Below are 24,200 nucleotides of genomic sequence, written 5' to 3'. Positions count from 1 at the left end.
ATCCAGGGCCCTGGGGGCCGCGGACGCTCAGAGGGCAAAGCTGAAGCCGGGGGCCCACTGGGCGATGAGTTGCTCGTGCCGAACGACCCGGTAGCGGTTGAGCTCGTTGGGAAGTTCGCTGTACTGCTCCTTGAGGGAGCGGAGCTGCTCGAGCAGCGCATTCAGCACGGGGTGGTCTTGGTTCATGCCGAGTGTCGCTCTATTGCTAAAACCTTAACTGAATCGGAAGGGACGCAGCGCCATCGCGGCGTTCGGGTCAGCGAACCCCCACGACCGGCTCGTTCAGCGAAGTCGATAGCGTCTGGCCATGGACTTCACCCCCTTCCTCGACAGCCTGGACGGTGCGGGCCTCGATGACGTCCTGCTGTCAATGGAGATCCCCTGCCGCCTGGCGATCGCCATGAACGGACGCTTTCTGCTGCGAGCCGTCTGCGAAAGCCTCCAGAACCGCCGCATGATCGGCTGCGCCGTGACGGACGCCGCCACCTGCCTGGCTTACCTGGCCAGGGAACACCATGCCCTGCTGCTCTGCACCGACCGTCTCGAATCCGGCAACGGCTTTGAGCTGGCACGCCAGGCGCGGGAGCGGCAGCCGGATCTGATGGTGGTGCTGCTGGCCCTGGGGGACGTCATTCCAGCCGAATACGCCGATGCCCCCTGGCTCCAGGCGGTGGTGGCCGAAGCCGATGTCGTTGATGACCAACGGCCCTTGCAGGCGGCCGTCATGGCCGTGATGGGACGGCACCACTACCGCAGCGCCTCCCTGCGCAGCGGTTCGCTCCCCTACCTAAGCTGTCCCCGACTGACGCCGAAGGAATACGAGGTGCTGGATCTGCTGGCCAGTGGCCTGAGCGATCGGGACATCGCCGAACGGCTCCAGGTCAGCGCCTCCACGGCACGGACCTACACCAAACGCCTGCTCCAGGTGCTGGGCGTCAACAGCCGACTCCAGGCGGTGCTTAAGGGTATGCGCTGCGGCATGGTGCGGCTCTGAGCCGGAATGTCCCCGTTTGGGGGGCGCCCCAATGGCCGGCCATGAACCACAGTGGACAGATCTCTGCGGGGCCTGCCCCGAAGGATGGCCGATGAGCGCCCGATCGCTTCCAGCGTCCCTGCCGAAGGCCACGATTCCGAAAGTCACCATCGGTGAGCTGGAGGCCAACTACTCGATGTACTGCAAGGCCCTGCGGCTGCTCGTCCGCGAAGGGCGAACCCTGAAGAAGATCCAGCGAACGGTGTGCTGGCACCGCCTCGAGCAGCTGCACCAATGCCTGCCGAGCCAGTACAAGGACCCCGACTATCTCTTTCTGCTGCTGCGCCGCGAAACCAACCGCAAGGCGGCCGGTCTCCCCTGCCCCACCTGAGCAGGCGCAAGAGATCCAGTAGCAACCGCCACAACGGTCAGCCGCAAGGGCCTGCACGATGCCTGAGCGGAAGTTGCTTCTAGGGTTCCGGTCCTCCATTGCAGGCTTTGCCAGCAATGGATTGGATGCCTGGTCCGAGAGAAGCGCATTCATCGGTTCGGGGGCCTCACGTCCCCACCGCTGAGTGGCACGGAGGGACAAAAGCCCGGGAGACCGCCCGATTCCCACCGTGCCCAGAGGTCTGCATGAACGAACCGTCCAGCGGCACTGCCGCCGATGCGGCTGACGCCTTTGATCGGGGCGGCCATCCGACCGGAAGCGAAGGGGCCCGGGCCCTGGAGAAGGAAGCGTCCCTGCCCCTGACGGGCTGGCAGCAAGAGGTCGATCAGGGCCTGCGCTACGGCCTGGAGGCGGCCAGCAGCATCGTCGATCGGCGCATCTCCACCTTCTCCCGCGGCGAGCTGCCCCACTACGCCGGCATCAACACCTTCATGAAGGCCCCGTACCTGGAGGACGTGAACCGGGTCGGGGAGTTCGACGTGGCTGTGGTGGGCGTCCCCCACGACAGCGGCACCACCTACCGCCCCGGCACTCGCTTCGGCCCCCAGGGCATTCGGCGCATCTCCGCCCTGTACACCCCTTACAACTACGAGATGGGGGTCGACCTGCGCGAGCAGATCACCCTCTGCGACGTGGGGGACATCTTCACCATCCCCGCCAACAACGAGAAGAGCTTCGACCAGATCTCCAAGGGCATCGCCCACGTGTTCGCCAGTGGCGCCTTCCCGATCATCCTGGGGGGCGACCACTCGATCGGCTTCCCCACCGTCCGGGGCGTCTGCCGCCATCTCGGCGACAAGAAGGTGGGCATCATCCACTTCGATCGCCACGTCGACACCCAGGAGACCGACCTCGACGAACGCATGCACACCACCCCGTGGTTCCATGCCACCAACATGGCCAATGCCCCAGCCGAAAACCTGGTGCAGCTGGGCATCGGCGGTTGGCAAGTGCCGCGCGAAGGGGTGAAGGTCTGCCGCGAGCGGGGCACCAACGTGCTCACCGTCACCGACATCTGCGACATGGGCCTGGAGGCGGCGGCGAAATTCGCCATCGAGCGGGCCACCGACGGCACCGACTGCGTCTACATCTCCTTCGACATCGACTGCATCGATGCCGGTTTCGTGCCAGGCACAGGCTGGCCCGAGCCGGGCGGGCTGCTGCCGCGCGAAGCCCTCAAGCTGCTGGAGCTGATCGTGCGCAACGTTCCGGTCTGCGGCCTTGAGGTGGTGGAGGTTTCCCCCCCCTACGACGTCAGCGACATGACCTCCCTGATGGCCACCCGGGTCATCTGCGACACCATGGCCCACCTGGTGGTGAGCGGCCAGCTGCCCCGCAAGTCAGCCCCTGCCTGGCTGCACAGCGACTGCAACATGCAGGTCGACCGCGCCTGGAGATAGGGGCGTGCACGAAGTCGACATGACCCGCTGCCTGCTCCTCTCCATGCACGAGTGGAAGCAGCAGCACGCCCCCCGGCGGCCCCGGGTGAACCGGGTCCACCTCGAGGTGGGCACCTTCACCTGCGTGGAGCCCGATCAGCTGGTGGTCACCTGGTCCGATGCGGTGAAGGGCACCTGGCTCGACGGGTCCGAACTGGTGATCGAGACGGTGCCCCTGGTGGGGCGCTGCGTCCGCTGCCAGGCCACCTACAACCCCGATCCGGCCGACGGGTTCCACTCCCCCTGCTGCCAGCACCCCATGGAGGAGATCGTCAGCGGCCGCGAGCTGCGGATCCGCTCCGTCGCCTATGGCTTCGAAACCGCCACCCCACCGCCCACCGCTTCCTGTCCCACCCCCGCCTGCTGAGCCGCCATGCACATGCCCCTCGAAGACAACCTCGGCCTCAACCTGCTGGCGGCCAACCAGCACCGGGCCGACCACAACCGCGCCCATTTCGACGCCTGGAACCTGCTCTGCCTCAACGTGATGAGCAGCCCCGGGGCCGGCAAGACGTCCCTGCTGGAGCGCAGCCTCGCCGCCCTCTCCAGCCGCTGGGCGATGGCCGTGCTCGAAGGCGACATGACCACCCTGCTCGATGCCGAGCGACTGGGGGCCGTCGGGATTCCGGTCGTGCCGATCACCACCGGCCGCGCCTGCCATCTCGATGCGGCCATGGTGAGCGGCGGGTTGAAACTCCTGCAGCAGCGGCTGGATCCGGCCGAACTGGATCTGCTTTGGGTGGAGAACGTCGGCAACCTGGTCTGCCCCGCCGAATTCGCCATCGGTGAGCACCGCAAGGTGGCGCTCCTGAGCGTCACCGAGGGTGACGACAAGCCGCTCAAATACCCGGTGATGTTCCGGGAAGCCGATTGCGTCCTGATCACGAAGGTGGATCTGCTGCCCCACCTGCCGGTGGATGTGGAGCGGATCGAAACCCACATCCGCCAGGTGAATCCCCACACCGCCGTGTTCCGCCTCTCCGCCACCAGCGGCGAGGGCTTCGACGCCTGGCACGACTGGCTCGGAACACAGCTGAACGCCGTCCAAAGCCCCCCCGCCCTGATCCACGCCTGAGATGAGCCACCAGCATCCTGCCTCCGACCCGACCACAGCGCTGCAGGCCGACCTGCGGGCCAAGGGCGTCCGCTACGCCCTGGCGAGCTTCGTGGATCTGCACGGGGTGAGCAAGGCCAAGGCCGTGCCCCTCGAGCACCTGGCCCAGATGATGGCCGGCTCCGAACTGTTCACCGGGGCGGCCCTCGACGGGGTCCCCCAGGAGGTCAGCGACGACGAGGTGGCCGCCGTGCCCGATCCAGCCAGTGTCACAGTGCTGCCGTGGCAACGGGAGGTGGCCTGGTTCGCCAGTGACCTGCATCTGCACGGCCAGCCCTTTGGGGCCTGCAGCCGCCACATCCTTGGCCGTGTCCGCCAGGAGGCCGCTGCGATGGGCTTCCGCTTCAACCTCGGCATCGAGACCGAGTTCTTCGTGCTCAAGAAAGGGGCGGCGGGCGGCTGGGTTCCCTACAGCGATCGCGACACCCTCGACAAACCCGCCTACGACGTGCGCGGCCTGCTCGACAACCTGCCCTGGCTGGGCGAACTGGTGCAGGCGATGAACGATCTTGGCTGGGGCGTCTATTCCTTCGATCACGAAGATGGCCCTGGCCAGTTCGAGACCGACTTCGACTACGCCGAGGTCCTCACCATGGCCGATCGGCTGACTTTCTTCAAGCTGATGGCCAAGGAGATCGCCCATCGTCACGGCCTGCTGGCCACGTTCATGCCCAAGCCCTTCGGCGATCGAACCGGCAGCGGCGCCCACTTCAACATGTCCCTGGCGGATGGACAGACGGGCGCCAACCTGTTCGCGACCCCCGAAGCCACGCCGGGGAAAGTCACCCGGCTGGCCGAACACTTCATCGCCGGCGTGCTCCGCCATGCGCCCGCCATCTGCGCGGTGATCGCTCCGACGGTCAACAGCTACAAGCGGCTGGTAGCCCAGGGAAGCATGTCGGGATTCACCTGGGCACCGGTCTTCGTTTGCTACGGCAATAACAACCGCACCAACATGCTACGGATTCCCTCACCAGGGGGAAGGGTGGAATGCCGTGCCGCCGACATCTCCTGCAACCCCTATCTTGGCGCCGCCCTGATGCTCGCGGCTGGGCTGGAGGGGATCCGAGAAGAACTCGATCCCGGGGCACCCAATCTGGTGAATGCCTACACACTCAGCGCAGCGGAACGCGCCGAACGGGGCCTGACCATGCTGCCCCGAACCCTCGGTGAGGCCGTCGATGCCTTCGCCCGGGATCCACTTGCTGAAAGCGTATTCGGTGATGCCATGTTCAAGTCGTTTATCACCTACAAACGTGAAGAGTGGGAGTCCTATCACTCTGCGGTTTCCGAATGGGAACAGCAACGTTATCTGGAGTTCTTCTGACCCCCTCTCCATAGGCGCTCCAACGATCACCCCACCTCGAACACCATCGCTCGAAGTGATCGTCCAAAACGCTGAAGTCAGCCTCGATCCCCCCTCCTCCAGGCCCATCCCTTTACCCGATTTTACTGATGTTGAAACTCTCTTTGTTCCGTCGTCAACGCCGGGCCCTTTCCATCGTTTTGGTCGCCACCCTCGGGGGAGGACTCCTGGCAGGTTGCCAGCAACCGGTGAGCCAGGAAGCGCCCGTGAAAATCGGCTACAGCGCCTGGCCGGGATGGTTCCCCTGGAAGGTCACCGAAGTCAAGGAGCTGTTCAAGGGGGAAGGCGTCGCGGCCTCCATGCAATGGTTTGACGGCTACCTCGACTCGATCAACGCCCTCAACGCTGGCCAGCTCGACTGCAACAGCCAGACCCTGAACGACACCATCAGTTCCGTGGCTGGCGGAGCGGATCTGCAGGTCGTACTCCAGAACGATTTCTCCACAGGCAATGACCAGATCATCGCCGCCGCGGAAATCACCTCGATTCCAGGCCTGAAGGGCAAGAAGGTTGCCGCCGAAGAAGGCACGGTCGACCACTTCCTGCTGTTGAAAGTGCTCAAGGACGCGGGTCTTTCCGCCAAGGACATCACCTTTGTCCCCCTGGAAACCGGCGCCGCTGCCGCGGCCTTCGCCGCCGGCAGGGTGGATGCGGCGGGCGTCTATGCCCCCTTCACCACCCAGGCCCTGAAGCGTCCAGGCAGCCGGGCCCTGGCCACCTCCAAGGACCATCCCGGTGCGATCAGCGATCTGCTCGTCTGCCGCACGGACTTCGTCGCCAACAATCCCGAGAAAGTCCAGAAGATCGTCAATGCCTGGTTTGCCACGCTCAAGACCATCAAGGACGATCCCGCCGGCACCCTGCCGATCCTTGTGGAGCGCGCCGGTGTCAGCGAGGCGGAATTCAAGGAGTACAACGCCGGCACCACGATTCAGACCCTCGAGGAAAACCGCAGCAACTTCAAACCTGGTACCACGATGCTCTCTCTTCCCTATGCCGCCGAGCAGATCAGCGCGTTCCTGGTGGATACGGGTCTGGCCAAGAGCAAGCCTGACCTGACCAATCTGCTGAATTCCCAGTTCGTCGACAACGCCCCTTGACCACCATGGTCTGGTCTCCCCCCCTGCGGCGCTTCTTCTCCCACCCCTGGGTTCTGGGGGTGCTCGGCATCCTCACGGTCTTTGTGGCGTGGTGGCTGGTCACCTCCAGCGGCATGGTCGACAAGCTCTTCCTGCCTGGGCCAAGGGCAGTGTGGTTGGCGGGCAGCGACCAATTTCAGCAAGGAATCCTGGTGGCCGATGCGGTGGCCAGCGTCCGGAGAGTCTTCCTGGGATTCATGATCTCTGCAGGGCTGGCCCTGCCGATCGGCATCGCCATGGGCACCAACCGGAAGATCTGCCACTTCCTGGAGCCGCTCATGGCTCTGATCCGGTACATGCCGGCGCCGGCCTTCATTCCCCTGCTGATCATTTACTTCGGTCTTGAAGAACTGCCGAAGGTGATGCTCATCTTCATCGGCACCTTTTTCTTCAACACCCTGATGATCATGGACGCGGTGAAGTTCGTTCCTTCCGAACTGGTGGAAACGGCCCTTACCCTGGGGGGCCGGGGCTTACCGATCCTCACCAGGGTGGTGGCGCCCTTCATCGCGCCCCAGGTGCTCGACACCTACCGGATCAACATGGCCTCGGCCTGGAATCTCGTGATCGTCGCTGAACTGGTGGCGGCCAACGAAGGCTTGGGCAAACGCATCAGCCTGGCCCAGAGATTCCTGCGCACCGATGAGATCTTCTTCGGCCTCATCGTGATCGGCTTGATCGGCTTGATCATCGATCTTGGCTTCCGTTTCCTGATGCGACGGGCCTGTTCCTGGGCCAACTGAACACCATGCACCTTCAGGTTTCCCAGGTTTCCAAGAGCTTCGGTGATGGCCGGGATTGCAAGCTCGTGCTCCAGGACATCAGTTTTGAGTTGGTTTCGGGTCAGTTCATGGCCCTGGTGGGGAGTTCGGGGTCCGGGAAATCCACCGTGATGCGCCTGATCGCCGGTCTGGAGCAGCCCAGCGAGGGCACCATCCACCTCGACGGCGAGCTGGTCCAGCGCCCCGGCTCCGACCGGGGCATGGTGTTCCAGAAATACAGCCTCTACCCCTGGCTCACGGCGGCCCAGAACGTCGCCTTCGGCCTGTCGCTCCAGGGCAGGGGGAAGGCGGAGATCCGGGAGCGGACCTCCTACTTCCTCGACGTGGTCGGGCTGGCCGATGCGGCCCGGCTGCTGCCGAGGGAACTCTCCGGGGGCATGCAGCAGCGGGTGGCGATCGCCCGGGCCCTGGCCACCGAGCCGAAGGTTCTGCTCCTGGACGAACCCTTCGGGGCCCTCGATCTGCAGATCAGAGAATCGATGCAGGAATTCCTGCAAGACCTCTGGAAGACCACGGGGCTCACGGCCCTGCTGATCACCCACGACATCGAGGAAGCCCTGCTTCTCGCCGGCACGGTGCACATTATGGCGCCGCGACCCGGCAGGATCGTTCACAGCGTCGACGTGCGGCTGGACCGTTCCGATCTGCGCCACCTGCGGGTGTCCCAACCCTTTCTTGAGCTGCGCGAGGAGCTCGCGGGCCGCCTACGCAGCCTGGATGGCTCCCTGCTCTGAGCGCTCTTCGATGGATTCCGCCCCCGCAGCCGCCTTTCTGCCGCCAGAGCTTTACCGCTCCGAAGCCGTGGCCGCCCTCGAGCGCCAGCACGTCGCCACCCGCTTCTGGCATCCCGTCGCCGCCGCCGCCGATCTGCCGCCCGGGCACGTGCGGGCGCTGGAGCTTCTGGGCCTTCCTGTCCTGCTCTGCCACGACAGCGACGGCCTCGTGCGGGCCTTCCGCAACCGCTGTCCCCACCGGGCCGTGGCCTTCCACGAGCCGACCGAAGGCTCCGTGGCCTGCCGCAGGCTGGTGTGCCCCTACCACGGCTGGACCTACGACCTGGGCGGCACGCTGCTGGCGGCCGCCCGGGAAGCGGAGTTCGTCGACCCGTTCGATCGCGGCGCCTGGCCGCTTGAGGCGCTCGGTTGTCAGGTGCGGGCCTCCCTGATCTGGGTGGCCCTTGGGGCCGATCCGATCCCCCTCGACGACCAGCTGGATCTACCCCTGCAGGAAGCCGCCAAAGCCCTCAGCCAGCCCCTGGTGCCCCTGGCCTTTCACAGGCAAACGCTGGCCTGCAACTGGAAGATCGCCCACGACAACACCCTCGACGACTACCACGTCGCCATCGCCCATCCCACCACCTTGCACAGGATGCAGGGCCCTGTGCGCCACTACAGCCACCGCTTCGGCACCTGGGCCAATCTGCTGGCCACCCCGTGGCAGGACGGGGAGACCGAATTCCTCACCTTCGGCCTGCCGCCCTGGAACCACCTGCTGCTGTGGCCCGACGGGCGGCTGGCCCTGATCCAGTTTCTGCCTGAGAACCTCACAAGCTGCACGATGCAGGTGTGGCTGCTGGGCCCGGAAGCCCGCAAGGGCGAAGGCGGCGTTCTGATGGCGGAGATGGTCAGCTTTCTGGCCGAAGACCGCGTCCTGGTGGAATCCGCCCAGCGGGGCTACGGCGAAGGATTCCGCACGGGACCTCCCCACCGACTGGAGGCCCGGATCCTGCACCAGCAGGCGATCTACGCGGCGCTGCTGGAGCCCTGGTACGCGTCGGGGCGGATGCCCAGATAGACGGCCTCCTTGAACAAGGCGCGCTTGGCGTCGGCATCCTGGCGCTGATCGGCGATCGCGTAGCGGGCGCGCAGGGAAGCGACCAGCACGGCCTGGCGAGGATCGGATCCTGCGGAGGAAAGGGTGGCTGCAGGAGTTGCGATCGGAGCTTCCGTCATGTCCATCACGGCTTAAGTCTGTTCACTGTGAACCTATCCTATCGCCGGCTGCAGCTGGAAAAAGGCGACGCAACCAACCGGCCATGGCGGTATTGATCGTCAGCAGATCGGCCACCGGCTGGTTGGTGAAGGGCAGGGTGGGCATGTAGCCGTCCGGACCGAATTCGGGCGTGAAGCTCGGCGGCGGTGCCCCCCGCTTCAGGGCCCGTTCGCTGAACAGTTGCCAGCAGGCCAGGTGGGCCGCCAACGCCTCGCCATGCTCGGGGGCGAAGGGGTGGGACACCTGAGGACCCTGGGCATGGCCCACCCGGGCATGGATGTGGTCCACCCGATCCGCCATCGCCTGGACCGGCTCCAGTTCCGGGGTCATCAGCCGCTCGGCGACAACACACCAGTGGCTGAGATCCGCCGTGAGCCGCAGCCCGGGCAGGGCGTCCAGCAGGGGGCCAATGGTCCAGGGCATCCCCAGGCAGCGGGATCGGTGGGTTTCGAAGCTCACCGCCAGACCGGTGGCTTCCGCCAGCGCCAGCGCCTCAGCCAGAAAAGAGCGTTGTCGTTCAAGCGGCCAGGCATCGCTGCCGGTGAGCACGGTCACCCGATGGGGCCGTAACCCGACGCAGCCGCGCAGCAGCGCGTCCAACTCCGCCAGGTGTTGCTCCGCTGTGCAGCCCAGCTCCGGCACATAGCCGCCGCCGGTCACCACCTCCAGCACCAGGGGCCTGCCGGAATCCCGCAGGCGGGCGGGGCCTTCCGCGTCGGCCAGCAGGCAGGGATGGCGGATGTTCAGCTCCAGCCCATCGAAGCCACCACACTCGGCCGTCTCAAGAGCCAGGGCCAGGGAGCCTTGGAATCCCCACAGGGAAAAAAACAGAAGGGACGTCACCAGACCCGCCTCAGGCGCGTCCCACTCTTCCCTGCCGCCCCGCGAGGACCGGTAACCGTGCCCACCAGGCGCCAGGCCCGGGGCAAATGTTCACGACGGACGGTGGCAGGCGGACCGCGAGCGGGACAGTGGATCCTGGTCTTCCACGTCCACAGGCCAGCGGCCCCCTTCGTGACTGCTTCACCCTCCTCCGCGCCACCAGCGACCGGCCCCGGAGCCGGCGCGCCGTTGCTGTCAGGCCCTCTGTTGCAGCGTCTCAACGAGCGCCGCGATGGGCCAGGTTGGCGGCAGCTCGGCTTCCATCTCACCCTGCTGGCGGTTGGCGCCTTGCTCTGGGGCTTCCCTGCCTTGCCCGAGCTGCCCAGCCCAGCCCTCTGGGCCCTGCGGCTGGTGGGTCTGCTGCTGCTGGGCTGGAGCCTGGCGTTCGGCTTCTGCGCCATGCACGAGTGCGGTCACCGCACCGCCTTCGCCAGCAAGGACGCCAACGATGCCGTGGCCTGGTGGGCCGGTGTACTGAGCTTCTACAACGCTGATCACTACCGCCGCTACCACCAGTGGCACCATCGCTTCACCCACCAGCCGGGCCTCGATCCCGAGCTGGAGCAAGCCCCCCCCAGCACCCTGGCCAGCTACCTGCTGGAGCTCAGCGGCCTGCCCTGGTGGATCGGCAAGATCCGTGGCCACGCCGCCGGCCTGCGGGGTGACTTCGGCGGCAGGCCCTACATCCCCGTCGAGGCCGCGACGGCGGTCACCCGCTCGATCCGGCTGCAGTTCGCCGTCTACGCCGTGTTGCTGGCGGCCTCCCTCTGGCAGGCCAACGGCGCCCTGTTCTGGTTCTGGCTGCTGCCCCTCGCCGTCGGCCAGCCCCTGCTGCGTTTCGTGCTGATGGCCGAGCACGGCGGCTGCAGCACCGGCAGCGACGGCCTCAGCAACACCCGTACCACCCTCACCTGGGCGCCCCTGCGCTGGCTGATGTGGGAGATGCCGTTCCACGTCGAGCACCACCTGTACCCCTCCCTTCCTTTTCACGCCCTCGCCGAGGCCCACGGCCATCTGGCCCCCCATGAAGTGCACCTCGATCCGGGTTATCTGGCCGTGCATCGAACCTTCGTACGCGACCCCGCCCGGCTCGCCCTCCCCTGAGTCCCGATCCCTTGCCACCCACCCTTGCTCCCCAGCGCCGCTTCGCGCTTGGGGATGTCCCCCTCGCCGGTGGGGGATTGCTGCCCGCCGCTTGGCTCGATTACCGGGTCTATGGAACCCTGGCCGCGGACCGCGCCAACCTGGTGCTCTACCCCAGCTCCTATGGCGCCTGGCCCGAGGACATCGACTGGGTGGTGGGTCCGATCCTCGATCCGGAGCGCTGGTGCGTGGTGCTGGTGAGCCAGTTCGGCAACGGCCGCTCCAGCAGCCCCAGCACCGGTGATCCAGCGCTGGCAGGCGGCCGCTGGCCCGTCGATCACCGCGACAACGTGGCCGCCCAGCGCCGGCTGCTGGAGGAGGTGTTCGCGGTGACCTCCCCCGCCCTGATCTACGGCTGGTCGATGGGGGCCCAGCAGGCCTATCACTGGGCGGTGCTGGAGCCGGAGCGCACCCAGCGGGTCTGTTGTGTCTGCGGCACGGCGCGCACCACCCCCCACAACCGGGTGTTCCTGCTCAGCCTCCGCCAGGCCCTCACCGCCGACCCCAGCTGGGATGGACGCCGCTTCCGGGACGCGCCGGAGCAGGGGTTGCGCACCTTTGCCCTGATCTACGCCAGCTGGGCCGCCAGCCAGCCCTTCTACCGCCGAGGTGCCCATCACCAGCTGGGTTACCCCAGCGTCGAGGCCTATGTGGAGGAGGCCTGGCTGCCGGCGTACCGCCGCCATGACCCCCACGACCTGCTGGCGATGCTGGACGTCTGGCTGGCGAACGACGTGGCCGTCGCCGCGGGGCTCGCTTCGGGGGACGCCGAGGCCGACCTGGCCGCGGCCCTGGGACGGATCCGGGCCAGCACCACCGTGATCGCCGGTCGCCACGACCTCTACTTCACCCCCGAGGACTGCGGAGCCGAGGCCGCCCTGATCAGCGGAGCCCATTTCGAGGTCCTGGAGTCCGACCTTGGGCACCGGGCCGGCAATCCCCGCGATGCCCCGTCCGAGCAGCGCCAGCTGCGGGCCGCCGTGGACCGGCTCTGCGCCGGCTGACCGCCTCCAGGCCCCCTGACACCTGTTCCTTCTCACACCCTCGATGACCGATCTGGCCCGCTTCGCCGCCACCCATGGCATCCGGCACTTCCTCTTTTCGTTCTGCGATCTGTTCGGGGTGCAGCGGGCCAAGCTGGTGCCTGCCGCCGCGGCCGCCGAACTGGCCCGTTCCTGAGCCGGCTTCGCCGGTTTCGCCGCCTGGCTGGACATGACGCCGGCCGACCCGGACGTGCTGGCAATCCCCGATCCCACCAGCTTGATGGTGCTCCCCTGGCAGCGCGAGGTGGCCTGGGTGGCGACGGATCTGCAGGTGGAAGGGCAGGTGCTGGAGCAGTCCCCCAGGCGGGTGCTGCAGCGGCAGATCGCCAAGGCGGCCGCCCTGGGCCTGCAGTTCCGCAGTGGCGTCGAGGCGGAGTTCTTCCTGATGGACCCGGAGCGGGACGCCATCGCCGATGGCCTCGACCGGCAGTCGAAGCCCTGCTACGACCAGCTGGCCCTGATGCGGCACTACCCCCTGATCAGTGCGCTGCTGGAGGGCATGGAGACCCTCGGCTGGGGGCCATACCAGGCCGATCACGAAGACGCCAACGGCCAGTTCGAGCTCAACTGGACCTATGCCGAATCGCTGCTGACGGCCGATCGCCATGCCTTTTTCCGCGTGATGGCGGCCGCCCAGGCCGAACGCCATGGGGTCCGCGTGAGCTTCCAGCCCAAGCCGATCGCGGCCCTCACCGGCAACGGCGCCCACCTGCATGCCTCGCTCTGGGACGAGGCGGGGCACAACGTGTTTCATGACCCGGCGGGGGAGAAGGGCCTGTCGGAACTGGCCTATCAGTTTGTCGCCGGCCTGCTGGCCCATGCCCCGGCCCTGTGCGCCCTCACCAACCCTGTGGCTGGCAGTTACCGGCGCCTGGCCCGCTCCGTCACCAGCTCCGGCGCCACCTGGTCACCCTCCTGGATCAGTTACGGCGGCAACAACCGCACCCACATGGTGCGCATCCCCGACGACCAGCGGATCGAGCTGCGCCTCGGCGACGGCGCCGCCAACCCCTACCTGCTCCAGGCCGCCGTGCTCGCGGCGGGGCTCGACGGCATCGAGCGCCGGCTCGACCCCGGTCCTCGCAGCGATCTGAACACCTATGTGGAAGCCCCGGTGGGTGCCCCCTCCCTGCCCACCTGTCAGGCCGATGCCCTGGAGGCCTTCCGCCACGACGGGCCGCTGCGGGATTCCCTGGGCGAGGCCTTCTGCACGGCCTACGAAGCCCTGGTGGCCCAGCGCCCCGATGCCTGAGATCGCCAGGGGCTCGTTTTGCCTGGCCCGTGGAAGATCAGCAAAACTGCCTATAGCCAGGCAGCCCCAGAAGGAAGAGAGTGACGACATCAACCAGGAGGCTCCAGCGATGGAAGAGACACCACCCGGTCAGATTTCAGGAGTTCGTTGACGGCAGGCCCCTGCTCCAACAGTCTTGTTCCCAACAACGGTTTCCCGTTCTCTCGCAGATCACCCGATGCATCGTTCAGGTGCCCACGGGTTTATGGAAATCGGCTCCTGGATGCCTCGGCCCCAGGTGCCCACCGCCGGCAGCTCCGACTCCGAAAACCACCTCCCGGGGACTCCCACGGATTCCCATTCCAGCTGACCTCTTTCGATGGCGCGTTCATGACGGAGAGGGCATCCTCGGCCTTCTTTCGTCATCACCCATCAATGGTCCCCAAGGACCTGATCGTCAGCCCATCTGATCGTCCAAATCCACACCGACATCAGACCGATCAACACAAGACAGGAACGATCCCCGTTCCACCCAAGCCCGGCTCTCCTGGAAGCCGGGCTTTTTCATGGGCTTCAACGGCAGACAAGCAAGCAGACGGAGGACTGGGGCCCGTCGGAACCTCCTAGGTTTGCTTAACAATTGGTCAGGGTCGATGACGCGTTTGCCCTGGGCCGTGGTGCTGCTGACGTTGCTGGGGGCCAGGTACCTGCACTGGCGCGTCAGCGCCAGCCTCAACCTGGCCACCCCCCTGTCCACCACATTGAGCCTGTTGACGCTGGCGGCTGAGCTGGTGCTGCTGGCCGGCTTCTTCCTGCAGCTGTGGTTCACCCTGCTGCCCGAGCGGCCCGTGCCCCCGGCACGCCCCATCCCTGTGCCAGCGCCGGCGATCGATGTGCTGGTGCCCAGCTGCGGTGAACCGGCCGAGCTGGTGGAGCGCTGCCTGCGGGGCTGTCTGGCGATGGACTACCCGAACCTGACGGTCTGGCTGCTGGACGATGCCGGCAGGCAGGAGCTGGCGGAGCTCTGCGAGCGCCTCGGCTGCCGCTATCTCGCCCGGAAGGACCACCCCCATGCCAAGGCCGGCAACCTCAACCACGGACTGCACCACTGCCAAGGCGATCTGGTGGCGGTGTTCGATGCCGATGTCGTGCCGCTGCGGCCCTTCCTGAGCCGCACGGTCGGCCTGTTCAGTGATCCGTCCGTGGGGTTCGTGCAGACCCCCCAGAGCTACATGAACGCCGATCCGGTGATGCGCAACCTGCGCCTGGAGCGCTGGCTGCTGCCGGATGAAGAGAGCTTCTACCGCTGGATCCAGCCCACCCGCCAGAACCTGAATGCGGTGGTCTGCGCCGGCACTTCCTTCGTGATGCGGCGCGATGCCCTGGAGCGGGTGGGGGGCTTTGAAACGGCCACCCCCTCGGAGGATCTCGCCACCGGCATCCGGATCACGGCCGCGGGCTACCGCAACCACTACCTCTCCGAAAAGCTCAGCGCCGGCCTGGCGCCGTTCACGGCCGCGGCCATGGCCAGGCAACGCTGTCGTTGGGGCAGCGGTTCGCTGCAGACCCTCCGCACCGGCGCCGATCCGCTGCGGATCCCCGGGCTCAGTCCTCTGCAACGGCTGGCCTACAGCGAGGGCATCCTGCATTGGTTCAGCTTTCCGGCCCAGCTGGTGCTGCTCTGCACGCCGCTCAGCCTGGGCCTGCTGGGGATCGCCCCAATCCTCATCGGCGGCGAGGCGCTGGTCAGCATCGCCCTGCCGTTCTTCCTCAGCCAGCTGCTGCTCACCCGCTGGCTGAGTGGCCATGCCCGCGCGGCGATCCTGCCGGAGCTCTACCGCTGGATCTTCCTGCTGCCGATCTGCGCCGCCGTGGTGTCCACGGCCCTGGGCCGGCCACGCCGGTTCAAGGTCACCCCGAAGGCGGTGACGGGCCAGGGGCCCACCGGCCCCGCTGCGGGCCTGCTCCTGCCACTGGTGGTGCTGCTGGCCCTGCAGCTGCTGGCCCTGGGGAACCTGGCGCCGGGTCGGCTGCCGCTGCTGGCCGGCCAGGGGGCGGCGCTGCCGGTCACCGCCGCCACGCTCGGGGTGGTCGCTGGCTGGAGTCTGCTCAATGGTCTGCTGCTGCTGCTGGCCATCCGTAGTTGCTGGGACCGGCCCCGGAGTGATGGGGTGCCCTGGTTCGCCCTGTCCCTACCGGTTCAGCTGCGCCACCAGAGGGGAGTCGAGCCAGGACGCCTGCAGGCGATCAGCGCCACCGGCGCTGAACTCTGCCTGGCAAGCGCAGAGGCGGCTCGCGCTCTGGAGGCGAGCGGGCCTCTCACCTTGGAGGGTCTGTGGCCGGATCTGGCGCTGCCCTTCGTGCCGATGGCCCAGCACGCCAGCGCTGTCGGCGGGACCTGGGGGCCGCTCACCGCGCTGCAGCGGGATCGGCTTGAAGCCCTGCTTTACCGGCGCGAAGGGCTCTGGCCCACCCTGCGGGCGCCCTTCGAGCTCCGCACCCTGCCGCTGGTCTTGCTGCGAACCCTGCAGCGGATCGGGCCGGAGAGCTGGTTTCGCCGCAGCCTCATTCCTCAGCGACCACCGCTGGGGGCGCTGCCGCTCCCCAGGCATGCAGACCTTCCAGCACGGGCAGCAGTGCCTGACCACGTTCGGTGAGGCCGTACTCCACCCGGGGCGGCACCTCGCTGTAGACGCAACGCCACACCACGCCGTCGGCCTCCAGTTCCCGCAGCTGGGCCGTCAGCACCTTGTAGCTCACCCTATTCAGGGACCGCTGCAAGGCCGAGAAGCGGCGCCCATCACCACTGAGCTCACGCACAATCATCAGCTTCCAGCGTCCACGCATCACCCGCAGGGCGAGTTCCGCCGGGCAGACCTGGTGATCACCGCTGCTGCCCTGATCGTCGAGAAAGGTTGTCACGGCTGGAGGGTTACCGGTGGGTGACCCAGGCACCCACCGGTGCGTTCTTGTCAGGCACGCTGCATGTCCGCCAGAGTCACCCCATGACCTTAACGATCCCTTCCAGTCCAGGACCTTCCCGCTCCCCCCTGCCGGTCTCCGCACGATGAGCGACCTGTTCACTCCCCTGGCGATGGGGCCCCTGGAGCTGCCCAACCGGGTGCTGATGGCTCCCCTCACCCGCAGCCGCGCCGAACCTGGCCACGTTCCGGGCCCCCTGATGGCCACCTACTACCAGCAGCGGGCCAGCGCCGGCCTGCTGATCGCCGAGGCCACCATGGTGATGGAGGGACATTCGGCCTTCTGGCACGAACCCGGCATCCATTCGCCGGCCCAGGTGGAGGGCTGGCGGCTCATCACCGAGGCGGTGCACGCCGCCGGTGGGCGGATCGTGCTGCAGATCTGGCATGGCGGGCGGGCTTGCCACCCCCTGCTCAACGACGGCCGGCAGCCAGTGGCGCCGAGTCCGATCGCCATCACCGGCGATGAGGTGCACACCCCAGAAGGGAAGCAGCCCTACGTCGTGCCCAGGGAACTGGCCGATGACGAACTGCCGACGATCGTGGCCGGGTTCCGGCTGGCCGCCCGCAACGCCATCGCCGCCGGCTTCGACGGGGTGGAAGTGCATGGCGCCAACGGGTACCTGCTCGACGCCTTCCTGCGGGACGGCAGCAACCGGCGCCGTGGACCCTATGGGGGACCGATCGCCAACCGGGCCCGGCTGCTGCTGGAAGTGCTGGAGGCCGTGCGCAGCGAATCTCCCCTGGTGGGCCTGCGGATCTCGCCGCTGAACGGCTACAACGCCATGGTGGACAGCGACCCCATCGGACTGTCCAGCTGGCTGGCGGAGCGGCTGAACGACACCGGACTGGACTATCTGCACGTGATGCGGGCCGACTTCCTCGGCCAGCAGCACGGCGATGTGCTCACTCCGATCCGGGCCGGCTTCAGCGGGGTGCTGGTGGGAAACATGGGCTACACGGCCGAGGAGGCCAACGGCGCGATCGCCGCCGGGCAGCTCGATGCGGTGGCCTTCGGCACGGCGTTCCTGGCCAACCCCGACCTGCCCGAACGGTTCCGCCGCGGTGCGCCCCTGCAGGAACCCGACCCGGCCTCCTTTTACACCGCCGGTCCTGCCGGCTACACCGACTATCCCTTCCTGGAGCCCGCCTGAGATGGCCACCGATCTTCTGGTGCTGAGCGCCAGCAACGGCGACAACCTGGCACTCTCGCAACGGTTTGCCGCCGCTGCTCGCGCCCGCGGCATGGGGGCGGAGGTGCTCGACCTCACGGCCCTCTCCCTGCCGCTCTACAACCCCCGCACCCATGCCGAAGCCGGCCTCCCCGCCGCCGTGGGCACGCTCAGCCAGACCCTCGGGGCCGCCCCCCGCTGGGTGATCTGCGCCCCCGAATACAACGGCTCGTTGCCGCCGGTGCTGACGAGCGCCATCGCCTGGCTGTCGGTCCAGGGGGAGGGCTTCCGCACCCTGTTCAATGGTCGGCCGATCGCGATCGCCACCCATTCCGGCGGGCCCGGAGTGGAGGTGCTGGCCGTGCTGCGCATCCAGCTGGCCCACCTCGGGGCCCATGTGGTCGGTCGCCAGCTCTCCTGCAGCCGCCAGAACCCCGCCAAAGACAGCAGCATCGACGACATCGTGCACCGCCTGCAGCGGATGGAACTGATCCAACCCTGACGACCCCCATGAGCCTTGTTTTTCGAGCTGCCGGCGAGCGGTTCCACAGCCAGCTCGACTGGCTGGACAGCTGGCACAGCTTCTCCTTCTCCCACCATCACGATCCGGCCTGGATGGGCTACGGGCCGCTGCGGGTGATCAACGACGACACCATTGCCGCCGGCCGCGGCTTCGGCCTGCATCCGCACCGGGACATGGAGATCGTCACGGTGATGGTGGAGGGCCAACTCAACCATCGCGACTCCATGGGCCACAGCGAGGTGCTTCGGGCCGGGGAAGTGCAGGCGATGAGCGCTGGCACCGGCGTGGTGCACAGCGAGATGAACCAGGGCGAGCGCGCCTGCCGCCTGCTGCAGATCTGGATCGAACCAAACCGGGAGGGCCACGCCCCCGCCTACCGCCAGAAGCCGTTTCAGCTTCGCCAAGGCTGGGTGCCGCTGCTGGATCCGGACGAACGCCAGGGCGCCCTGGCGATCAACCGGCCGGTGCGCCTCTGGCGGGCACGGCCCGCTGTGGGAGACCACCTGGATCTGGCCATCGCCCCTGGGGCCAGCGGCTGGCTGCAGCTGATTGCTGGCCAGGGGACGGCCTTCGGCCGGCCGCTGCAGCGGGGTGACGGCTTGGGGTTCGCTGCGCTCCCCCCGGACAGCTTCGAGGCCGGTGCCGATGGGGCGGATCTGCTGCTGTTCGAACTCCGCTGAGTGGAGCTTGTCGGCACCGGTTGGTGCACAACCTCGACACGGCTTCAGGATGGGGGGAACTGTTGGATGCCATGGCCCGTTTTCTGCTCCTTTTCAGGCCCCGGCTGCCGCTGCCGCCACCCGAACTCATCGGCCGGCTCGATCCCCTGATCCAGCGGTTCCATGCCGAGGTGGAGCATCGCTCACCCGCCCACCTCAGCGCCATGGTCCGGGGGGAGCACGAGACGCTGCGGCTGCAGCTGATCGCCGATGTGCAGGCCAAGGCGGATGGTCCCGTGCTGGAGCTGGTGCTGATGAGCCGGGAGGCCATGGGGGCCGGCGCGCCCCACACCAAGCAACTGTTCGAAAACCTGGTGGCGATCGCGGCCCAGGTCATGCCGGACCTTGACCTGGTGTTTCGATCCGACCGGGACGGCGCCCTGCCCGACCGCAACTGAGACAATGGCTGCGATGCAGACCCTTTTCACGACCCCTGACGCCCTCGCGGAACTGCAGCCACCGCGCGGCTATCGCACGCTGGCCTGGCTCGGACTCGTGACCAACCTGATGGTCCTGCCGCTGGGCCTGGCGGCGATCCTTCTCTGGGGCTTCTGGAGAACGGCCAATGTCGCCATCTACACCAGCGCCGTGCTGCCCGCGGTGGCCCTGGGGGTGGTGGCCTGCATTGCGCTGCTGAAGTGGCGGCTGTGGGGCCAGGTACTGGCCATCGTGGCGCTGTCGCTCGATCTGGCCATCGAAATGGCTTACGGCATCGTGCGGATGGCGCTGGTGGGCGAGGGGCGCCTCCTGCTGGCCGTTGCAGCCCCCCTGGTCTGGGGACTGACCCTGGCCGCGCTGGTGTTCTGGTGCCGGCCGTCGATCCGCTCCTACCTGAGCTGAGGGGCCAACCCGGGCCGCCGAGCAACCTGGCGTTCTGTATCAACGGCACCACCGATGGCCCCCGACACAAGGATTGGATACCCCTCAGCCGAATCCAAGCCTCTCCAATGCCCAGTCCCCAACGCTTCGCCGCCCTGCAGGAGATTCACAATCGTCTTCCGGTGGTGACGCCTCCCATCGAGTCCCTCGATGATCTCTGGGCCAGCGACGTGTTCAGCCTGTCCAAGATGAAGGCAGCGCTGCCCAAGGACATCTTCAAGTCGGTGCAGCGCACCATCAGGGAAAGCGGCAAGCTCGACGTCTCGGTGGCCAACGTGGTGGCCCAGGCGATGAAGGAATGGGCCACCGGTCGCGGTGCCCTTTACTACGCCCACGTCTTCTACCCGCTCACCAACGCCACCGCCGAGAAGCACGACGGCTTCATCTCGGTGCAGGGCGACGGCTCGGTGATCACCGAATTCACCGGCAAGGTGCTGGTGCAGGGCGAACCTGACGGCTCCTCCTTCCCGAGCGGCGGCATCCGCACCACCTTCGAGGCCCGCGGCTACACCGCCTGGGACATCACCAGCCCGGCCTTCCTGATGGAGACCCCCAACGGTCTCACCCTCTGCATTCCCACCGTCTTCATCTCCTGGACCGGCGAGGCCCTCGACAAGAAAACCCCCCTGCTGCGCTCCAACGCCGCCATGAACAAGCAGGCCCAACGCCTGCTGCGGCTGCTTGGTGAAACCGATGTCGCACCGGTCAACTCTAGCTGCGGCGCCGAACAGGAATATTTCCTCATCGACAGCGCCTACGTGCCCCTGCGTCCCGACCTGCTGCTGGCCGGCCGCACCCTCTTCGGCAAGCCCTCCGCCAAGGGCCAGCAGTTCGACGACCACTACTTCGGCGCCATCCCCCAGCGGGTGCAGGTGTTCATGCAGGACGTGGAACGCCAGATGTACAAGCTGGGGATCCCTGCCAAGACGCGCCACAACGAGGTGGCGCCTGGTCAGTTCGAGATCGCCCCGTTCTTCGAGGCGGCCAACGTGGCCACCGACCACCAGCAGCTCACGATGACCATCCTCAAGAGCACGGCGCGGCGCCATGGGATGAACTGCCTGCTGCATGAGAAACCCTTTGAGGGCATCAATGGTTCCGGCAAGCACGTCAACTGGTCGGTGGGCAACCCCACCCAGGGGAACCTTCTGGATCCGGGCAACACCCCCCACGAGAACATGCAGTTCCTGCTGTTCTGCGGCGCCGTGATCCGCGGGGTGCACAAGTTCGGACCCCTGATGCGGGCCGTGGTGGCCACCGCCGGCAACGATCACCGCCTCGGTGCCAACGAAGCACCACCGGCAATCATCTCCGTCTACCTGGGCAGCCAGCTCGAAGACGTCTTCCGCCAGATCAAGGAAGGGGACGTGACGGGCTCCACCCATGCCGGCGTCATGCAGCTGGGCGTCGACACCCTGCCGGAATTCCCCAAGGATCCCGGCGACCGCAACCGCACCTCCCCCTTCGCCTTCACCGGCAACCGCTTCGAGTTCCGAGCCGTTGGCTCCAACCAGTCGGTGGCGGGGCCCCTGGTGACCATGAACACGATCCTGGCCGACTCGCTCGCCTACGTGAGCGACCAGCTGGAGCAGAAGATGGCCGCGGGCGAAAGCCTGCCCGGTGCCGCCTTCTCCGTGCTCAAGCAGATCATGACCGACCACGGCAATGTGGTCTTCGGGGGCGACGGCTACTCCAGCGAATGGCACCGGATGGCCGTGGAGGAGCGGGGCCTGGAGAACCTGCCCACCACCGCTGATTCCCTGCCGGTGCTGCAGCGGCCTGAAATCCGCGACCTGTTTGCCAGCCAGGGTGTCCTCAGCCCCCTGGAGCTGGAGAGCCGCTTTGAGGTCTATGCCGAGCAGTACGTGCTGGCCATCGACGTGGAGGCCAAGCTGGCCGTGCAGATCGCCCAGACCCAGATCTACCCGGCCGCCATGCGCTACCTGGGTGAACTGGCCAGTTCCCTGCAGCTGCAGACGGCGATGGGCCTTCAGGTGTCCCCGGAAACCCAGCACAAGGTCGCGTCCCTCAGCGCCAAGTCGATGGAACTCAGCAGTGCGCTCGAAAGTGCCATCAGCCAGGCTCCCCACGGCACCATGGCGCACATGCGTTACTCCGCTGACACCCTGATGCCCCTGATGCACCAGCTGCGGGAAGCGGTCGATGGTCTTGAGGCCCTGGTCGACGACAACCTCTGGCCCCTGCCCTCCTACCAGGAGATGCTGTTCATCCGCTGAGCCCCCCAGGTCTCAGCAGCGGGAGGGCCTTACGGGGCCCTCCTTTTTTTGGGCCTCCCGGCGGGCGGCACCTCACGTTCTGCACGCTTGGTTCCCTTCGGCACAGTCGGGCCGTCAGGGGAGGTGCTGGAGTCGACCGATGAGCCCTCCAGCCGACCAGCTCCCTGCCGCCGACGGATCCCCCGAACTAAGGGACCTCGAAGATCACTACGGCTCCTACTGCCGGGCCATGGGGATGCTGGTGCGGGAAGGCAAGAGCCTCAAGAACGTGCAGCGCACCGTCTGCTGGCAGCAGCTGGCCCGCCTGCACGACTGCCGTCCGGCCCGCTACCAGGAACCCGATGCCCTCTATCTGAAGCTGTGGCGGGAGAGCGGCAGCGGCGGGACTTCGGCCTCCAAGCGCTGAGCATCGGAGAGCGGAGGCGGGGACTCTTTCGTGGATTCGGTCACATCGGCCACTGACAGGCACCCCTGGGGCGAACGATGACGGGTGTTCTCCTGCTTTCGACGTTGTTCATGGACGCACCTACGGCCTTCGCCGCGGTCGCTCTCGCCGCCGTCTCCTGGGATGGCGCTCTCACCATGGCGGGCACTCGGGCCCTGCGCCACGCCCTGGATTACCGCGCCCCCTTCAGGGGACGCAGTGACAAGGACATGATCACCCTGATGGACACCCTGCTTCAGGGCCTGCGGGCCAAGGGTTCGATCGGGCTGATGGAGGAAGCCGCTGCCGTGCTCGATGACCGCCAGCGCCACACGGCCTACGCCGTGGCGGCGGAGATCATGCGCTCCGACGGCCCTTTGCAGGAGCAGGAACAGAAGATCCTCGCCGACCTGGCCGCCACCCTGCGCCTCGATCCGGAGGAAACCAGCAAGGTCCTCGCGGTGATGGACGTCCTCCATGCCAGCATCCTGGAGCCTGCCGTGAGCGCATGAGTTCCGCCCCCACCGGCCTTCGCATCGCCGTGGTGGGGGCCGGCAGCTCCGGCCTGCTGCTCGCCTTGATCCTGCAGCGCAAGGGCCACAGGGTCACCCTGTTTGAGCGTTCACCGCTGCTGCGCACCGAAGGTTGCGGCATCCTGCTGGTCAAGAGTGGCGTCGAGGCGGTGGCCGCGGCCGCCATCCCTGGCCTGCTGGACGACCTGTTGGCCGGCGGCCATCCCGTGCAGCGGTTCGTCTTCCGCAACCTCAGGGGTGATCTGATCGAAGCCAGCCCGGCCGAACGGGAAGCCGGCGACCTGCCGTCGCTGCTGATTCACCGCCGCGCCATCCTCGACGCTCTCTGGCGCCATCTCGATCCCGCCTGTTTCCAGGGCAGTCGCTCGCTCGTCCGCTGGAGCCAGAGCGACACGGGCGTTGAGGCGCGGTTCGCCGAGGGCCCGCCATGGACGGGCGATCTGCTGATCGGGGCCGACGGGATCTTCTCCAAGGTGGCCACCCTGCTCCGCTCCGATCGCCGCTTGCAGTACCTCGGGGATCGGGTCTGGCGTGGGGTGGTGACGGACGAGACCTTCTGCAGCAACGGGGATTTCTTCGTCTACGCCCGTGGCCGGGGCATCTACGCCAACTTCTTCGATCTGGGCCCCGATGGGGAAGGGAACGGACGCACCCACTGGGGCTTCTTCCAGGAGGAGGCGCTCCCCGACGACCGCGGCACCCGGCAGAAGCTGCTGGAGGAAGGGGTGCCGGCCGCCGCCCTCGCCAAACTTCCCGCCGATGCCGCCGCGATCATCAGCGCCACGGCCCCGGAAGGGGTGGTCGCGAACTGGTCGTATGACATCGACCCCCTGCCGGCGTTCGTGGCGGGGCGGGTGGCCCTGATCGGCGACGCCGCCCATGCCATGAGCTCATCCCAGGCCCGGGGGATGACGGCGGGACTGGAAGATGCGGTGGCCCTGGCCTCGTGGCTCGCACCCGGCGCCTCCGCCACCCCCGTGCTGGCCCTGCGGAGTTATCAGGACGAAAGGCTGCCGGTGGTGCACCGCTACCAGGAGCGCAGCCGCCAGGTCAGCCACCGCACGGGCCGCAGACGCCCCCCCAGCCGCGACCCTGCCGGGGCCCATCTGCCGTAGCGACACCGAAAGATGTTGTGAAGGTGACAGTTCCGATCTGGCACAGGGGGCAGAATGCCATT

At 67.2% G+C, this 24,200-nt stretch carries 27 protein-coding genes, 1 pseudogene and 1 riboswitch; of the genes and pseudogenes, 24 read left to right on the top strand and 4 right to left on the bottom strand.

Annotated elements, in window-relative coordinates; all coding sequences use genetic code 11:
* Positions 1-27: 27 nt before the first annotated feature.
* Complete coding sequence (locus tag KBY95_RS13040) at positions 28-186, bottom strand: hypothetical protein (protein WP_254965564.1); 159 nt, start codon at positions 184-186, stop codon at positions 28-30.
* A 121-nt stretch (positions 187-307) separates the two neighbouring features.
* Here KBY95_RS13040 and KBY95_RS13035 point away from each other — a divergent pair, with 121 nt between their 5' ends.
* The 10 genes from KBY95_RS13035 (at position 308) to KBY95_RS12990 (ending at position 9,058) form a co-directional block, all read left to right on the top strand.
* On the top strand, positions 308-994 hold the full coding sequence (locus KBY95_RS13035; RefSeq protein ID WP_254965563.1) for a response regulator transcription factor: 687 nt from the start codon (positions 308-310) through the stop codon (positions 992-994).
* Between the two features lie 91 nt (positions 995-1,085).
* Complete coding sequence (locus KBY95_RS13030) at positions 1,086-1,364, top strand: DUF3136 domain-containing protein (protein WP_254958104.1); 279 nt, start codon at positions 1,086-1,088, stop codon at positions 1,362-1,364.
* Between the two features lie 68 nt (positions 1,365-1,432).
* Positions 1,433-1,578: riboswitch (guanidine-I (ykkC/yxkD leader) on the top strand.
* A 31-nt stretch (positions 1,579-1,609) separates the two neighbouring features.
* Entirely contained in the window at positions 1,610-2,824 is a 1,215-nt protein-coding gene (gene speB, locus KBY95_RS13025) for an agmatinase (RefSeq protein ID WP_254965561.1), read from the top strand.
* A gap of 4 nt (positions 2,825-2,828) precedes the next feature.
* Positions 2,829-3,230 carry a hydrogenase maturation nickel metallochaperone HypA gene (locus KBY95_RS13020; protein ID WP_254965559.1) on the top strand — a complete coding sequence of 134 codons (402 nt, stop codon included), beginning with the start codon at positions 2,829-2,831 and terminating at the stop codon, positions 3,228-3,230.
* Between the two features lie 6 nt (positions 3,231-3,236).
* On the top strand, positions 3,237-3,938 hold the full coding sequence (gene hypB, locus KBY95_RS13015) for a hydrogenase nickel incorporation protein HypB (protein ID WP_254965557.1): 702 nt from the start codon (positions 3,237-3,239) through the stop codon (positions 3,936-3,938).
* 1 nt (position 3,939) lies between these two features.
* A complete protein-coding gene (gene glnT, locus KBY95_RS13010; protein ID WP_254965556.1) occupies positions 3,940-5,304 on the top strand; it encodes a type III glutamate--ammonia ligase in 1,365 nt (454 codons plus the stop codon).
* Between the two features lie 128 nt (positions 5,305-5,432).
* A complete protein-coding gene (locus KBY95_RS13005) occupies positions 5,433-6,443 on the top strand; it encodes an ABC transporter substrate-binding protein (protein ID WP_254965555.1) in 1,011 nt (336 codons plus the stop codon).
* 5 nt (positions 6,444-6,448) lie between these two features.
* A complete protein-coding gene (locus tag KBY95_RS13000; RefSeq protein ID WP_254965554.1) occupies positions 6,449-7,225 on the top strand; it encodes an ABC transporter permease in 777 nt (258 codons plus the stop codon).
* A 5-nt stretch (positions 7,226-7,230) separates the two neighbouring features.
* A complete protein-coding gene (locus KBY95_RS12995) occupies positions 7,231-7,998 on the top strand; it encodes an ABC transporter ATP-binding protein (RefSeq protein WP_254965552.1) in 768 nt (255 codons plus the stop codon).
* A 10-nt stretch (positions 7,999-8,008) separates the two neighbouring features.
* Positions 8,009-9,058 carry an aromatic ring-hydroxylating dioxygenase subunit alpha gene (locus KBY95_RS12990; RefSeq protein ID WP_254965551.1) on the top strand — a complete coding sequence of 350 codons (1,050 nt, stop codon included), beginning with the start codon at positions 8,009-8,011 and terminating at the stop codon, positions 9,056-9,058.
* On the opposite strand, the gene KBY95_RS12985 is transcribed toward KBY95_RS12990, so the two are convergent.
* Positions 9,007-9,216: a hypothetical protein gene (locus tag KBY95_RS12985; RefSeq protein WP_254965550.1), complete on the bottom strand. Its 210-nt coding sequence runs from the start codon at positions 9,214-9,216 to the stop codon at positions 9,007-9,009. The two genes, KBY95_RS12990 and KBY95_RS12985, sit on opposite strands and share 52 nt — an antisense overlap.
* Positions 9,217-9,238: 22 nt before the next feature.
* Positions 9,239-10,099 carry a sugar phosphate isomerase/epimerase gene (locus tag KBY95_RS12980; RefSeq protein WP_254965543.1) on the bottom strand — a complete coding sequence of 287 codons (861 nt, stop codon included), beginning with the start codon at positions 10,097-10,099 and terminating at the stop codon, positions 9,239-9,241.
* A gap of 228 nt (positions 10,100-10,327) precedes the next feature.
* Between KBY95_RS12980 and KBY95_RS12975 the strand changes: the two genes are divergently transcribed.
* From KBY95_RS12975 to KBY95_RS12960, 5 genes and pseudogenes are all read left to right on the top strand, one after another.
* Positions 10,328-11,242: a fatty acid desaturase gene (locus KBY95_RS12975; protein ID WP_254965541.1), complete on the top strand. Its 915-nt coding sequence runs from the start codon at positions 10,328-10,330 to the stop codon at positions 11,240-11,242.
* 11 nt (positions 11,243-11,253) lie between these two features.
* Positions 11,254-12,285 carry an alpha/beta fold hydrolase gene (locus KBY95_RS12970; protein ID WP_254965539.1) on the top strand — a complete coding sequence of 344 codons (1,032 nt, stop codon included), beginning with the start codon at positions 11,254-11,256 and terminating at the stop codon, positions 12,283-12,285.
* A 43-nt stretch (positions 12,286-12,328) separates the two neighbouring features.
* The gene (locus tag KBY95_RS16425; protein ID WP_315858930.1) at positions 12,329-12,460 is read left to right on the top strand and encodes a hypothetical protein; all 132 of its coding nucleotides are present in this window, start codon (positions 12,329-12,331) and stop codon (positions 12,458-12,460) included.
* Positions 12,461-12,472: 12 nt separating this feature from the next.
* Positions 12,473-13,576 (top strand): annotated as a pseudogene (gene glnT / locus KBY95_RS12965) (type III glutamate--ammonia ligase); the annotation flags it as partial.
* A 632-nt stretch (positions 13,577-14,208) separates the two neighbouring features.
* Positions 14,209-16,212 (top strand): glycosyltransferase, encoded by a 2,004-nt coding sequence (locus tag KBY95_RS12960; protein ID WP_254965537.1) that lies wholly within the window; start codon positions 14,209-14,211, stop codon positions 16,210-16,212.
* Here KBY95_RS12960 and KBY95_RS12955 read toward each other — a convergent pair.
* On the bottom strand, positions 16,121-16,477 hold the full coding sequence (locus KBY95_RS12955) for a helix-turn-helix domain-containing protein (RefSeq protein WP_315858929.1): 357 nt from the start codon (positions 16,475-16,477) through the stop codon (positions 16,121-16,123). The genes KBY95_RS12960 and KBY95_RS12955 overlap by 92 nt on opposite strands.
* A gap of 145 nt (positions 16,478-16,622) precedes the next feature.
* Here KBY95_RS12955 and KBY95_RS12950 point away from each other — a divergent pair, with 145 nt between their 5' ends.
* The 9 genes from KBY95_RS12950 to KBY95_RS12910 all read left to right on the top strand — a co-directional run bounded on the left by KBY95_RS12950 (position 16,623) and on the right by KBY95_RS12910 (position 24,138).
* Positions 16,623-17,690, top strand: coding sequence for an alkene reductase (locus KBY95_RS12950; RefSeq protein WP_254965535.1), 1,068 nt, complete (start codon positions 16,623-16,625; stop codon positions 17,688-17,690).
* 1 nt (position 17,691) lies between these two features.
* A complete protein-coding gene (locus tag KBY95_RS12945) occupies positions 17,692-18,210 on the top strand; it encodes an NADPH-dependent FMN reductase (protein WP_254965534.1) in 519 nt (172 codons plus the stop codon).
* An 8-nt stretch (positions 18,211-18,218) separates the two neighbouring features.
* Positions 18,219-18,911 carry a pirin-like bicupin family protein gene (locus KBY95_RS12940; RefSeq protein WP_254965533.1) on the top strand — a complete coding sequence of 231 codons (693 nt, stop codon included), beginning with the start codon at positions 18,219-18,221 and terminating at the stop codon, positions 18,909-18,911.
* A gap of 71 nt (positions 18,912-18,982) precedes the next feature.
* Positions 18,983-19,348, top strand: coding sequence for a hypothetical protein (locus KBY95_RS12935; protein WP_254965531.1), 366 nt, complete (start codon positions 18,983-18,985; stop codon positions 19,346-19,348).
* A 13-nt stretch (positions 19,349-19,361) separates the two neighbouring features.
* Positions 19,362-19,790, top strand: coding sequence for a Hepatitis C virus core protein (locus KBY95_RS12930; RefSeq protein WP_254965529.1), 429 nt, complete (start codon positions 19,362-19,364; stop codon positions 19,788-19,790).
* 107 nt (positions 19,791-19,897) lie between these two features.
* Complete coding sequence (locus KBY95_RS12925; protein WP_254965527.1) at positions 19,898-22,066, top strand: glutamine synthetase III; 2,169 nt, start codon at positions 19,898-19,900, stop codon at positions 22,064-22,066.
* 139 nt (positions 22,067-22,205) lie between these two features.
* On the top strand, positions 22,206-22,472 hold the full coding sequence (locus tag KBY95_RS12920) for a DUF3136 domain-containing protein (RefSeq protein WP_254965525.1): 267 nt from the start codon (positions 22,206-22,208) through the stop codon (positions 22,470-22,472).
* A gap of 110 nt (positions 22,473-22,582) precedes the next feature.
* Positions 22,583-23,002 carry a tellurite resistance TerB family protein gene (locus KBY95_RS12915; protein WP_254965517.1) on the top strand — a complete coding sequence of 140 codons (420 nt, stop codon included), beginning with the start codon at positions 22,583-22,585 and terminating at the stop codon, positions 23,000-23,002.
* Positions 22,999-24,138: an NAD(P)/FAD-dependent oxidoreductase gene (locus KBY95_RS12910; RefSeq protein WP_254965515.1), complete on the top strand. Its 1,140-nt coding sequence runs from the start codon at positions 22,999-23,001 to the stop codon at positions 24,136-24,138. The genes KBY95_RS12915 and KBY95_RS12910 overlap by 4 nt, the downstream gene beginning before the upstream one ends.
* Positions 24,139-24,200: the final 62 nt, after the last annotated feature.

The sequence above is a fragment of the Cyanobium sp. Aljojuca 7A6 genome, from assembly GCF_024346455.1.
In the GTDB taxonomy this organism is placed as follows: Bacteria; Cyanobacteriota; Cyanobacteriia; order PCC-6307; family Cyanobiaceae; genus Cyanobium.
The sequence above is the reverse complement of the archived record's forward strand: the minus strand, read 5'-3'. Positions and strand labels throughout refer to the sequence as shown.

Bases quoted from the DNA above. Each gene is read 5' to 3' on its own strand.
- KBY95_RS16425 (WP_315858930.1), top strand. From the start codon at position 12,329: ATGACCGATCTGGCCCGCTTCGCCGCCACCCATGGCATCCGGCACTTC.
- KBY95_RS12960 (WP_254965537.1), top strand. From the start codon at position 14,209: ATGACGCGTTTGCCCTGGGCCGTGGTGCTGCTGACGTTGCTGGGGGCC.
- KBY95_RS12990 (WP_254965551.1), top strand. From the start codon at position 8,009: ATGGATTCCGCCCCCGCAGCCGCCTTTCTGCCGCCAGAGCTTTACCGC.
- hypB (WP_254965557.1), top strand. From the start codon at position 3,237: ATGCACATGCCCCTCGAAGACAACCTCGGCCTCAACCTGCTGGCGGCC.
- KBY95_RS12945 (WP_254965534.1), top strand. From the start codon at position 17,692: ATGGCCACCGATCTTCTGGTGCTGAGCGCCAGCAACGGCGACAACCTG.
- KBY95_RS12920 (WP_254965525.1), top strand. From the start codon at position 22,206: ATGAGCCCTCCAGCCGACCAGCTCCCTGCCGCCGACGGATCCCCCGAA.
- speB (WP_254965561.1), top strand. From the start codon at position 1,610: ATGAACGAACCGTCCAGCGGCACTGCCGCCGATGCGGCTGACGCCTTT.
- KBY95_RS13035 (WP_254965563.1), top strand. From the start codon at position 308: ATGGACTTCACCCCCTTCCTCGACAGCCTGGACGGTGCGGGCCTCGAT.
- KBY95_RS12930 (WP_254965529.1), top strand. From the start codon at position 19,362: ATGCAGACCCTTTTCACGACCCCTGACGCCCTCGCGGAACTGCAGCCA.
- KBY95_RS13005 (WP_254965555.1), top strand. From the start codon at position 5,433: ATGTTGAAACTCTCTTTGTTCCGTCGTCAACGCCGGGCCCTTTCCATC.
- KBY95_RS12935 (WP_254965531.1), top strand. From the start codon at position 18,983: ATGGCCCGTTTTCTGCTCCTTTTCAGGCCCCGGCTGCCGCTGCCGCCA.
- KBY95_RS13030 (WP_254958104.1), top strand. From the start codon at position 1,086: ATGAGCGCCCGATCGCTTCCAGCGTCCCTGCCGAAGGCCACGATTCCG.
- KBY95_RS12915 (WP_254965517.1), top strand. From the start codon at position 22,583: ATGGACGCACCTACGGCCTTCGCCGCGGTCGCTCTCGCCGCCGTCTCC.
- KBY95_RS12985 (WP_254965550.1), bottom strand. From the start codon at position 9,216: ATGACGGAAGCTCCGATCGCAACTCCTGCAGCCACCCTTTCCTCCGCA.
- KBY95_RS12940 (WP_254965533.1), top strand. From the start codon at position 18,219: ATGAGCCTTGTTTTTCGAGCTGCCGGCGAGCGGTTCCACAGCCAGCTC.
- KBY95_RS13040 (WP_254965564.1), bottom strand. From the start codon at position 186: ATGAACCAAGACCACCCCGTGCTGAATGCGCTGCTCGAGCAGCTCCGC.
- KBY95_RS12910 (WP_254965515.1), top strand. From the start codon at position 22,999: ATGAGTTCCGCCCCCACCGGCCTTCGCATCGCCGTGGTGGGGGCCGGC.
- KBY95_RS13000 (WP_254965554.1), top strand. From the start codon at position 6,449: ATGGTCTGGTCTCCCCCCCTGCGGCGCTTCTTCTCCCACCCCTGGGTT.
- KBY95_RS12950 (WP_254965535.1), top strand. From the start codon at position 16,623: ATGAGCGACCTGTTCACTCCCCTGGCGATGGGGCCCCTGGAGCTGCCC.
- KBY95_RS12995 (WP_254965552.1), top strand. From the start codon at position 7,231: ATGCACCTTCAGGTTTCCCAGGTTTCCAAGAGCTTCGGTGATGGCCGG.
- glnT (WP_254965556.1), top strand. From the start codon at position 3,940: ATGAGCCACCAGCATCCTGCCTCCGACCCGACCACAGCGCTGCAGGCC.
- KBY95_RS12925 (WP_254965527.1), top strand. From the start codon at position 19,898: ATGCCCAGTCCCCAACGCTTCGCCGCCCTGCAGGAGATTCACAATCGT.